This window comes from Algoriphagus sp. (assembly GCF_039969895.1).
Taxonomy (GTDB): domain Bacteria; phylum Bacteroidota; class Bacteroidia; order Cytophagales; family Cyclobacteriaceae; genus Algoriphagus.
Window position 1 is genome coordinate 1 of sequence record NZ_JBDVMZ010000024.1, and the last position, 11,585, is coordinate 11,585.

Below are 11,585 nucleotides of genomic sequence, written 5' to 3' on the forward strand. Positions count from 1 at the left end.
TTTGGGTACCCAAACAATATGATAATCACATTTGAAAACTACATGACTTGACTTCCTGTATTTGGTCATAACCCAAATATAAGCATAGCTAATAGGACATGACCACCTGCAAAGCAGGTGGATTTCTAAGGTGAATTAAAATTTGTTCGATGGGTAAGTCCCAACCTTTCCATCATTTCACTTCTGCTTAGCTCTCCATCCAAGATCCACACTAGGCGGTGTGGCATGTATTCAAGGTCTATAAACAACCGGTCATGTGCGGTATCATGTGCGGTATCATGTGCGGTGACTTGCCCGGTAACTTGCCCGGCGTCTTGTGCGGTACTTGCAGAAGGACGCCAAACCGTGACCAAAAATGATTTATTATCCTCAAAATCCGGAGCTCTAAGTCCTCTCTCAGCGGAAATAGAAAACAAAAAGACACCAAAAAACAGCTTCAACAAATCGTCTTCCCTCACATAGGCGGCTATAGCTTGCCGGATTTCCGCAAACTCCTTTTGAACACTCGATATGAAGATGGTTTCTTTAGGCATATTAATCCACTTTAATTTTCCCCGTCACCACACTGTCAATCAAAGTAGCCTTGTATTCTTTGAGTTTTTGGATTTGGGTTTGTTGCAAGGAAATGGCTTGCTCGATTTTGGTGGATTGAGCTTTGATGTCGTATACAATTGATTTTTGTTCCTCAAAAGGTGGCAATGGAATTTGGAGATTGAAAAACGAATCCATGTCAATACTTTCTACCGTTGCTGCTTGCTGTCGTGTTTCAACAAGAATCTTAGAGTTATTACCTTGAATTAAACGCAAAAAATAAGTTTGAAAGAGATCCTTAACAAAAACTAGACATTTAATATCTTGATTAATAGCCATATCCCTTTCTAAAATTGATATTGCAAAGGTATGTTGTAAAATACCAGACCTTGTCACAAATACCGTAGAGCCTTTTGGCGCAATATTAGAAGAGGATCTTTTCAAGCCCTTCTTGGAAATTTCTCTAACTGTTTTTGCCAGGAAATCACTTTTTATATCTACCGATGAAATCCAGGGAATACCCCCATCCCAGTATTCAAGTTTATCTGTAGAAGGAGTCCCCCCGCTGAAGGATTTTTTTATTAAGTGTTTCAACTTCTTCACCCCCCAATGCTCTGGAATCTCCCCTATCCATTCCACACCAGAGTCTTTGAGTTTTACCTTGGGGTCTAAGCCTGCCTTCGCTCTTTCTTCGGCAGGTAAACCTTTGGTCACCACATTTTGAATGATGATTTGCTTGCGTTCTTTGAGCAGGGCTATGAGCTGCTCTTTTTGGGCAATGGCACGGTCTATTTTGGCGGTTTTATCGTCTAAGAAATTGGCAATGGCGATTTGTTCTTTTTCATTTGGAAACCAAAAAATAACAGTCTTCAATAGTGATTGAGTAATGCTAAATACTTTCACCCCTTTCACCCTACGCCTAATTTGATTTCGAAAGCTTTGAGAAGTGATTACATAAGCTGCAAACCTCTCATTAACATCTATTTTCAATCTTGCTATTACAGTGTGATAACCGGCAAACGTGCGAATGTCACTATTCAGATAAGTGAAGTTTCCAGACCCGTCGATATCTTCAGATGTGTCTGCGAAAACAAAATCTCCTTTGCTAAGCAGTGAGTTCGAATCACTAATCAAATATTCCTCGCTAACACATTTTAACACATGAATTTCAGGGTTGACTTCAAATCCGAATTTTGAGTGGATTTCCCCATAATTGACACAATGAACGCCTTCCTCTTGAAGATTTTCTTTCGTTATGGTTAAACCTTTGCTGAAAGAAAATACATTTCTTAGTCGACTAGTTTCCCATCCCTCAGGAATTCCTCCCAACCATTCCACTCCCGAATCTTTATAAGCAGGATATTTTGAATATGTTTTTTTACTCATGACCGCTCTGCTTTAGGGTTTGTTCTATTTCTTCAATGGTAGGCAGGCTGGATTTTAAATTTTCCGGCAACACTTCTGTCAGTTGAAATTCACTAACACCCATTGGCTTATTAATGTCGCGTAGGGCAAACTCAGCTTCAATGTTGTTTTTATCCCTGCAAAGCAAAATACCAATCGTGGGTTTGTCATCATCCGCTTTTAGCAAACTATCTACTGCCGAAAGGTAAAAGTTGAGTTTACCGGCATATTCGGGGATAAAGGCGGTATTTTTAAGTTCAATCACTACGTAGGCTTTTAGTACTACATGGTAAAAAAGCAGGTCTATGTAGTAGTCTTTGTCAGCAATCTGTAAGTGGTGCTGCCTGCCTATGTAGGCAAAGCCCTTGCCCAGCTCCAGCAGGAATTTGGAAATGTGTTGAACCAATTGGGTTTCTATGTCTCGTTCGTTATAGGTCTCGGCCAAGGCAACAAAGTCAAATACATAAGGGTCTTTCAGGCTTTGCTGAGCTAAATCAGCTGTGGATTTGGGCAATGTATGTTCGAAGTTGCTGATGATTTTACCGTTACGCTCGTACAGGTTTGTTTTTAACTGCAACCCCAAAGTTTCCCTACTCCAATTGTTGTGAAGCGTTTGTTGTTGATAGAAAATGGCTTCCGCTATACTTTTTGATTTGGTGAAGATGAGCACGTTATGTCCCCAGGGCAATTGGTCAACAATGTGTTGACCAAAATCCAGCACCAGCAATTGGTCAACGGTCTGTTGACTGATCTCTGAATGATAAAACTGATAAAACTGCCTGCAATATTTCAGGTTGGTTACCGAAAATCCTTTCATTTCCGGAAATGCACTACCCAAATCTTTTGATAGTTGCCCTAGTAACTTATCCCCCCAAGCCGCCTTCATCTGCTGCTCGCTGATCATTCTACCCAGGTCGAAATAAAAGTGGATTAACTCTTTGTTGGCTGCCAAAGCAGCTTTTACACGAGCCACATGCACTTTCGCTTTTAAGGCTTTCAGCCAATCCTGATATTCTTGGTTACTTTGTATTTCCATTGGCTTACAATCCTAAAATTTCCATGATCAACCCTTCATTTTCCTGTTCTAATACCAAAATTTCCGCACTTACTTCCTCAATGCTTCGCAAAGGTTTGTGCTGGTAGAAGTACTTGTTAAAGCTGATTTCGTAGCCGATTTTGGTTTTGTCCAGATCTATCCATGCTTCATCCACATGGGGTTTTACTTCCCGTAAGAAATACTCGTGGATGCTTTCTGCCAAAGGCACACTTTCGCTGTCACGCAGATCAGTTTGGTTTTCGTATATGATGTATTCGTTTGGTCTTCCGCTTGGATAGTAACCATAATCCGGCAGTTGATTTACAGTACAGTCCAAGTGATGCAGGAGTTGGTCGAGCTTGTCCCCACTCAGCTTTTGCGATTTCTTTATGACCTTTTCGGCTGTCTCGTCATACCAGCTTACCGCTTGTAAAATGGCATTCTTCTCGGAGGCCGTCAGTTTGCTTTTGCCTGCCTTCCCTTCAACCTTGCTCAGGGCAAGTAGTTCATCGTCCACCATTTTGGAGAAGATATTGTAATCGCTGTATTCATCCGTGCCTATGGCTTGCATCAAAGCATTGGCGGTTTCCAATAATTCCTTTTGCTTTTTCCAAGTAGAAGCAGCCGTGAGTGCTTTACGTTTTTTGGAGTTTAAGTCCAGCTCATTTTTTTCACACCATTCCAGCAGCTCTTTTTCGATGGATTTTAAATCCGTGTAAACGCGTTCACCATAGGTTTCATAGGCCCACTGCATGGGTTCCTTGAGCGTTTTATCAAAGCGTAAGTCAGCAATACGCTCGGCAGAGAACTGCGCCTTCAATCTTGCCGGACGGTCAATGGTTACTTTGTAATAGCCGAAATCGGAGTTGTCAAAAACCTTGGCAGCGATTCCATCATCTCCTTGCCGCTCAATAGTTTCAAAGTCGGTATAGGCTTTTTGAATTTCTGTGATGTGGTGGGCAGTCAGTTCACAGTTCTTATTACCCAGGTTTTTACGCAGCTTGGCAAAACGCTGAGAAGCGTCAATCAGGATAACTTTTCCTTTTCGATGTTCTGCCTTATTGTTGTGCAAGATCCAGATGTAAGTGGTAATACCCGTATTGTAAAACAGGTTGTTGGGTAACTGAATAATGCAGTCCAACCAATCGTTTTCAATGATATGCCTACGGATATTGCTTTCCCCTCCTCCTGCATCTCCGGTAAACAAACTTGAGCCGTTATGCACCGAAGCAATGCGGGAACCCAGAGGACTTTGGCTGGTGGGTTTCATTTTATTCACCATCTCCATCAGGAAGAGCAATTGACCATCAGAACTACGTGGGGTGGCATCTACTTCCTCGGTATTGCCCCAATAATCTTTAAGGTTTACCAAAAAACGGGGATCAATAATGGCGGTTCCATCTTTTATATTTTTCACTTCACTGGCCCAAGACTTTCCATAAGGAGGATTGGAAAGCATAAAATCAAAGGTATGTCCAGAAAATTCATCGGTGGAAAGTGTAGAACCCACACGGATGTTTTCAGGGTTGTTGCCCTTGATCATCATGTCAGACTTACAAATCGCATAGGTCTCGTCATTGATTTCCTTACCGTACAGGTACACATCACCCATCGCACGGATAGCACCTTCTTCATCCTTGATAAAGTTTTGGGATTCGGTCAGCATTCCTCCCGAGCCGCAGGCCGGATCGTAAATGGTCATCACCGGAGGCAATTGGTCTTTGATGGGATCAAAAACCACGTGGGTCATGAGGTCGATTACCTCACGAGGTGTAAAGTGCTCCCCAGCTTCCTCATTGTTCTCTTCGTTGAATTTCCGAATCAGCTCTTCAAACACATAACCCATTCCCAAATTGGAAAGAGGCGGTAGTTTTCTACCGTCCGGATCTTCCTTTTCAAAGGGTGTAAGGTTAATATGTGGGGAAGTGAATTTTTCCAGCACGTCCAACAAAATGTCTTTTGAGGCCATGTGCCGGATTTGACTTTTCAGCTTAAACTTCACGATGATATCTACGACGTTTGGACTAAAGCCATTAAGGTAATCTTCGAAGTTGGCTTGCAAGATCTGCTGGCTGTTGGTGGCGGTGTCATATAATCTTTGCAGCGTCCATTCACTGGTATTGTAGAACACATAGCCACTGGCATCTTTCAATCCAGACTCGTCCCAATCCGTAAAACCCGCTTCATCCCGCTGAAAGGCAAGTTCCTCCATCACCGCATCTTTGGTGGGCTCCAGCAAGGCATCCAGTCTGCGCAAAACCACCATTGGCAGAATGACATCGCGGTATTTACCTCTGACATAAACATCTCTCAGGCAATCGTCAGCGATGGACCAGATGAAGGATATTAATCTATTGTGTACGGTTTGGTTCATTTTTTACTTTCTACTACTTGATAATTCTGGTTCTAATTTTCCTGTCCAGAAGTCCGGACAATCTCTAACATCCAATTAGATAGCCTTTTGCTTTCTACTTGAATGTGCATTTGGTATTCCATTCGAAATTTTCTGCAAGCTAAAAAACCTATGCCTGCTTCAGACTTAAAACATCCCGAAAATGATTAAGAATTAAAGATATAAAAGTTCATCCCTAAGAAAAGGTATTTTATGAAGATTTTGGGGTATATTGGACTTGAGACAGAATAGTTCGGCGCACTTTATATAGCTTTTCAAGTAATGGAACAGCTTAGATTCTCAATAGCTCCCGCCCCATAATCCTTTCCTCCATTAGTATGAAAATGAATAAGAAAACCTTCATCACCTTTTAGTCTAGGGCCACTTTCAGTCCACTTTTCTTCGCCAGCGCAGTGATGAAAAGTAGAACCAAGGTCGAGGCGAAGTCGAAGGAAAAGAACCTTTGGTTCTAAATCCTTAGCGTGTAAAAGATAGAGAGATAGGCTGTTGCTTTAGCAAGTTTCTCTCTAGACATTGGCTGGCATCCTGCGGCAACAACTATTCTTTAACTCCACATCAGTTACAAGAAGTCCAGTACTTCTGCATTTCCTATCCCAATCCATCGGCGATGCTTCTTCAATACCAGATTGGACATGCATCGTAGAAGCATCAGAGGAGCATCGTAGATACACTGAATCTCCCTTATAGCAAAGTGTATAGAACTCCCGAGTAATTCCTGACCTGTCACTGTATTGATCCAGTACTCCTTCGGAGAATTAAGGGCGCTTCAACGGAGTGATTTTAGTGGCATAATCAAAGATTTACCGAGTGGTGCCATCGCCTAGCAAAACTTTCCTCACCAATTTTCTCTTTTTATTTTAACGCTACCCAAATCAAATAAAATCTGATTTGCCGGAAACTCAAACTATTTGTCTTTGCTTCAACCTCATATTCAAGCTGTTGATAAAACCCCTTCTTTCCATCAGCTTATCAAGTTTTGCCTCAAAGGTTTGGATTTCGCCAAGTTTTGGAAAAGTCAGTTTACCTTTTGCCAGGGAATTGGCACATACAAGGTTGAAGTAATTGTATCTCAAAATAACTTTTTGCAAAAAATCAGTCTGAACTCCCTGAAAGCCGATTTTGCTTGCTGTTCTCTTATTGAGGATATAGCTAGTCCCCCGGATAGTAAGGTTCTCGGAATTGTCTTTTTGCAGGTGATCAATCAGGTTTACCAAGCCTTCGAGGTATTGCTCCATAATCAACTTGCTTCGTTCTCTGCCGTTGAGACTCCGGTCTATCACAAAAACATAATCAAACAAGGTTCCTCCATGAACATTTATTTTTCCATTTTTTGGCTTTTCCGCTAAAAATAAAGGAGAATAATAAATCAAATCCCCGCTCTTTTTAAGCGAAGGCACATCAAAAAAAGGAGCTACAAGTGATAGGGTGATCGGAATACCCAAAATCAAGGGAAGAAAAAATCCCATCCCCCAACAAATCAGAAAAACCAACAGGAGAATGAGTAAAGCAATAAATCCTATTCTTACCTGAATCCAAATCCGTTCTTTTTTAGACTTCAGGTAAAATCCATGTTCCAGCTCCAATATCCAAAAGTTTACAATGGGGAATAATTCAATAACAGTCCAAAACTAGGAAAGGAGTTTCAAAATACCTGCATCTTCCCTTCTATTCTATAGTCCGCTCTTCCAAAAGCCAAGTACCCAGGCGGATCAGCACATATACAAAACTGATCAAGGCAAATACAAATGTCCACCAATAGGTCTTATAAATCCTCTTGGTATTCTTGACATCAAATTTCAACTTTTCCAATTCCAGCTTTTTCTTTTCCTCCGTCTCCAACCTTTCTTTTTCTTGACTTTCGAAAATAGCTGTAAACGCTCCCTCGTAATAAAAAGCAGGCAAATAATCACTTGCCAAAAACAATTCAGGACTTGGTTGTGGCTCTGGAAAAAACAAACTAGGACTATGGCTTTTCAAGTGATGAAAGAGAGCCATCAAATACGCTTCAGGTTTATCAGGAAAAAGAACTGACTTCATATCTTCTATTGAAGCAACTTTTGAATTATCCGCAACCAACTCTTTAATTAAAAGGTCTAGATCGCTTGCTGTCTCTTTGGTAAGTTTCATCAGATTGAAGTTGATTGGTTGCTTTCCTGAAAATAAACAATCAGGCTATCTTTAGCTAGATCGCCATGACCAAAAAAAGGGGATTGCTCCCCTAATTCTAAAATGGAGGTTCCATCAGGATGTAATCCACTGCCTTTTGGGCTTTGCTGGCAGCCTCTATCAGTATGTGCTTGTCGTTGCGAAGTTCGCTTAGCCAGTGTTGAATATAGGCTACCGAGTTCTCCAGCAGATTCTTATCCAAAATCCCGGTAAGGTTATTTAGGTATCCTGCTCCCATTTCCGCCAAAAGCTCCTCTTTTGCATACTCGGTATCAGAAGATGAATGTGGTTCTGTAATTTCGGGCCTGTTAAGCCTGGTAGAATGTCCTGTCGCATGGCAGAGCTCATGGTAAAGTACTCCAAAATAAGCTTCGCTGGACGGAAACAGTTTTCTTTCCGGCATGGTAATTTGATCAAGATCCGTTCGGTAATAGGCCATGGAACCTTGATGAATCAACTCGGGTGGTCTCACCATTTCACTATAAATTTTAAGGCAGGTCTCATTTACCGGTAACTCGGCTTTAGGTGAAGTTTCTGGAAACTCCCATTCTATTCCCTCAATCTGTTCTATTGGAAACACTTTATACTCCTTGAGAAAACCTGATTTACTCACCAGTTTCAGATCATATTCTCCTATCCTATCTTCTGGAATCACTTTTCCCGTTTTCTTGTCCCGAAAGGCAAAGTTCCAATAGCAGATCGGAAGTGCCTTTGCTCCTTTCTTTACTTTACCTCCCAATCCATTGGCCTGTTTAAAAGTCAGGTAATAAGGATATTGATGGTTACAAGAAAGTAAAAGCCAAAGATTAATCCCCTTGTAGGGTTTCTTTGTCAGGTAATTTGCAGGCATTCCCATCTCATGCCAAGGTTGCTTCCAGGGAATCACCCCCTGCTCCAGCTTCTCAATAATCAGGTCGGTTACCTTTTGATAGATATCCGGTGATCCTTTTACAGATTGTGTACTGCCGCCTTTGTTTCTTCCAAGGTCATTTCGGCGGTTTCTCTTAACCGATGTCTTTGATGATGTTTTTGCTTGCGTCTTCATAGTCTTTTGTGTTTTGGTTTGACAAATACTTATGAAGCTGCATCAGCCTGAGCCTGGCACTAAGTGCAAGAGGAATCGGAATAAAAAAGCAGAGGCAAGAGCGCTGGCTTTATGCCGTAGTCTCTTGCCTCGTGTGACGGGGTCAGGCTAAATTGGCGGAAGAAAGAATGGAAAAATAATAATTCCTATTGTTGGCCTAGCAGAAATTCCTTACTGGAAGTCTGATTGATCGAAGTATATAAATCTCATCAGAAACAGCTAAAAAAACATACAGATAACTATAGGATCAGGAATGCTCATTATTTGAAATACCCCTTTATAGCAATCTGCCATCAATCGCAATTTTATAAAAATAAAGGCCTAGGATTAGCTTCCATGAATTTTCCCTCTCGAAAAATTCATGGAAGCTAAAAAAAGAAAAAGAGCCCTAAAGCTCCCCTTCATCTGCAAAGGAATAATATCCTTCAGCGGTCATAATCAAATGATCCAGCACCGGAATATCCAGGATTTCACCTGCTTTTTTAATCCGCTGGGTCAATCGCTTATCCTGTTCTGATGGCAGTAGATTCCCACTCGGATGGCAATGCGCTAAGATTACAGAGCTGGAATTAGCTTTAATGGCAGCTGCATAAACCAGTTTTACATCCACTACAGTGCCTGCGGTTCCTCCTGAGCTGATGTTCACAATGCCCAGCACCCGGTTTGCTCTGGAAAGCAGCATTACTTTAAAATCCTCTACAAACTCAATCCGGTCCTGATCCCAGGCTTTGGCAAACACTTCATATACCTGTCTTGAGCTCGCAACTTTTGGACGCATTGATGACTTAACTTTTGCGCTGTAGCTCAGCTTAATCTCAGCTACTTCAAACAAATCAATTTTTCTTTCGGAAGTCTCCATAATCTTTTTCGTTTTTGTGGAACAATGAATTATGAAGCACCATCAGGCCTTGGGCGACAAAGACCGAAAGGAAAAGGAATAAAAAGCGTAGCGCAGCAAGCGGCTTTATGCCGGAAGCTTACGGTCGCCCAGAGCCCAGAGGACTAACTTGGCGAGGAATTCAGGGATAAAAAGAGAAAGGATTCAATTAGTCGTGTCCGTAGGAAAATTTAGTATGACAATTCCTCTTCTGATAATCGATCTACACCAACAAAACTTTTAAATCAAATAATCGCTCATGCCCTTCTATTCAGTCTGCAGCTCACCCGTTAGGGATTGAAAAGTAAATCCTCGGAAAGGAAATTGCAATGAAAAGCCAGGCCGAAGGTACGGCTCTATCCTAATTTAATTACTCAAAAAAAAAGTCACACGTAAGCCTGGTCACTAAAGATAAATAGTCAAAAACCCTTTAAATTTTTCAACAACCAACGGTAGCCTTATCATAAGAAAAAACTAATCTTCCAAAACATAACCCATATTCCCCTGACCAATCTCTACAGATCAATGAATGCATCTAACCTCGCCTATTCTTTATAATTAATTCCAAATATTTTTTTGGTAGCTACCACAACGGTGTAAAAAACAGGGCTTTACACTACCCACATTTGCTTCTGTCAGCGGGAAACAAACCCGCTTTAACAAAACAGAAACACTATGTTGGAAGCAATTACCTGGAACGACTACTTTATCACTTTGGCAATAGGCATCATCGCTTACTACCTCATCATCATCGGACTATACTACCCAAAAGAACTCCGCAGCTTGATTTCTGGAAAATCATTGCAGTTCAATCCAACCGGTCAGCGGGAAAAGGAGCGGAAGCTGAGCAGGACTGACCCAACGGAAACTGATCGCTTTGAAGAACTGGAGCTCACGGTTGCGGAAATCCAAGGCATACTCGGAAGGGCGGAAAACATGACAGACAAGAAGCTTCTGCTTAAGCAGCTAAGCGAAGTCTTGTCCAGCCACCCCGGGCTTCGGGATCCCGCCTACCGGGTTGCCATTGGTAATTACCTTTCAGAAAACATCCCCAAACAAACCCGCCACAATATCAGCGAATCTGAACTTGAAACGATCTGGACGGTATAAACCGCCATTCAGATTTCCCTTCCCAATACGCTTTCAAAATCCACACATACCAAAACTTCTAAATTTCCTTCCTATGAAAAAGCCAACAAACCGCGTCAAAGCAAGCAATCGAAAAGCTTTCTCCTCTGCTTTCCTCCTCTTACTAATTTCTATTTCAGCAAAGGCCCAGGACGGATTGGCAGGAATAGCCGAAGCAGACCGTCAGGTCAGAAGTTACTTCGCCGCAGGCACCAGCCTGATGTATGCCATCGGTGCCATTCTCGGTCTGATCGGTGCAGTCAAAGTCTATCAAAAATGGAATGCCGGAGATCCCGATACCGGAAAAGTCGCTGCCGCCTGGTTTGGCAGCTGTGTGTTTTTGGTGGTAGTAGCCACAGTCATCCAATCATTCTTCGGAGTCTAATCAACCAAATCTCCAAAGCCCTATAACCATGTCCAACAGCATCTACAAAATCAACAAAGGGATCAACAAGCCCATAGAATTTAAAGGATTAAAAGCCCAGTACATCTGGTACCTAGCTGCCGGTGTGCTGGCACTACTTATCCTTTTTGCCATTCTCTATATACTCGGAATCAATCCGTTTATCTGCCTCGCCATTATAGGGATTTCAGGAACCATCCTGGTCATACAGATATACCGGCTCAGCAAAACCTATGGGGAACATGGATTAGGCAAAAAACTGGCCTACCGCCAAGTTCCCCACACCATCCGCCTAAAATCCAGAGGGGTTTTCCGAAAGGTGAAAACCACGGGCAAGTAAACTCTTTCTCCCAAAACAAAATCAATCCTTCATCTCTAAACCACTGATTCTTATGGAACGATTACTGGAAAAGCATTTTCCGATATTGAGTATAGAGCAGGACTGTATCCTCTCCAAAATGGGGGATATCACAGTGGCCTATCAGGCAATCCTTCCTGAAATCTTTACGCTCAGTGACCGGGACTATGAAGCCTTTCATCAGG

General features: G+C 42.0%; 12 protein-coding genes. 4 read left to right on the plus strand and 8 right to left on the minus strand.

The window, feature by feature from the left end; all coding sequences use genetic code 11:
• Positions 1-125: 125 nt before the first annotated feature.
• The 8 genes from ABJH64_RS17505 to ABJH64_RS17540 all read right to left on the minus strand — a co-directional run bounded on the left by ABJH64_RS17505 (position 126) and on the right by ABJH64_RS17540 (position 9,493).
• On the minus strand, positions 126-533 hold the full coding sequence (locus ABJH64_RS17505) for a hypothetical protein (RefSeq protein ID WP_348299160.1): 408 nt from the start codon (positions 531-533) through the stop codon (positions 126-128).
• A gap of 1 nt (position 534) precedes the next feature.
• Positions 535-1,917, minus strand: coding sequence for a restriction endonuclease subunit S (locus tag ABJH64_RS17510; protein WP_348299161.1), 1,383 nt, complete (start codon positions 1,915-1,917; stop codon positions 535-537).
• Positions 1,910-2,971, minus strand: a complete 1,062-nt coding sequence (locus tag ABJH64_RS17515; RefSeq protein ID WP_348299162.1) for a PDDEXK nuclease domain-containing protein — start codon at positions 2,969-2,971, stop codon at positions 1,910-1,912. Before ABJH64_RS17515 ends, ABJH64_RS17510 begins: the two co-directional genes overlap by 8 nt.
• 4 nt (positions 2,972-2,975) lie before the next feature.
• Positions 2,976-5,345, minus strand: coding sequence for a class I SAM-dependent DNA methyltransferase (locus tag ABJH64_RS17520; protein ID WP_348299163.1), 2,370 nt, complete (start codon positions 5,343-5,345; stop codon positions 2,976-2,978).
• Between the two features lie 938 nt (positions 5,346-6,283).
• The gene (locus ABJH64_RS17525; RefSeq protein ID WP_348277141.1) at positions 6,284-6,967 is read right to left on the minus strand and encodes a hypothetical protein; all 684 of its coding nucleotides are present in this window, start codon (positions 6,965-6,967) and stop codon (positions 6,284-6,286) included.
• Positions 6,968-7,049: 82 nt separating this feature from the next.
• Complete coding sequence (locus tag ABJH64_RS17530; RefSeq protein WP_348277142.1) at positions 7,050-7,511, minus strand: hypothetical protein; 462 nt, start codon at positions 7,509-7,511, stop codon at positions 7,050-7,052.
• Positions 7,512-7,608: 97 nt separating this feature from the next.
• Entirely contained in the window at positions 7,609-8,595 is a 987-nt protein-coding gene (locus ABJH64_RS17535) for an ArdC-like ssDNA-binding domain-containing protein (RefSeq protein WP_348277143.1), read from the minus strand.
• Positions 8,596-9,022: 427 nt separating this feature from the next.
• A complete protein-coding gene (locus ABJH64_RS17540; RefSeq protein ID WP_348299164.1) occupies positions 9,023-9,493 on the minus strand; it encodes a JAB domain-containing protein in 471 nt (156 codons plus the stop codon).
• A 693-nt stretch (positions 9,494-10,186) separates the two neighbouring features.
• Here ABJH64_RS17540 and ABJH64_RS17545 point away from each other — a divergent pair.
• The 4 genes from ABJH64_RS17545 to ABJH64_RS17560 all read left to right on the plus strand — a co-directional run.
• The gene (locus ABJH64_RS17545; protein WP_348299165.1) at positions 10,187-10,621 is read left to right on the plus strand and encodes a hypothetical protein; all 435 of its coding nucleotides are present in this window, start codon (positions 10,187-10,189) and stop codon (positions 10,619-10,621) included.
• A gap of 73 nt (positions 10,622-10,694) precedes the next feature.
• Positions 10,695-11,024, plus strand: a complete 330-nt coding sequence (locus tag ABJH64_RS17550) for a DUF4134 domain-containing protein (protein ID WP_348299166.1) — start codon at positions 10,695-10,697, stop codon at positions 11,022-11,024.
• 28 nt (positions 11,025-11,052) lie between these two features.
• Positions 11,053-11,382: a DUF4133 domain-containing protein gene (locus tag ABJH64_RS17555; RefSeq protein ID WP_348299167.1), complete on the plus strand. Its 330-nt coding sequence runs from the start codon at positions 11,053-11,055 to the stop codon at positions 11,380-11,382.
• Positions 11,383-11,434: 52 nt separating this feature from the next.
• Positions 11,435-11,585: DUF3875 domain-containing protein (locus ABJH64_RS17560; RefSeq protein ID WP_348299168.1), on the plus strand; the 151-nt coding region annotated here is incomplete at its 3' end.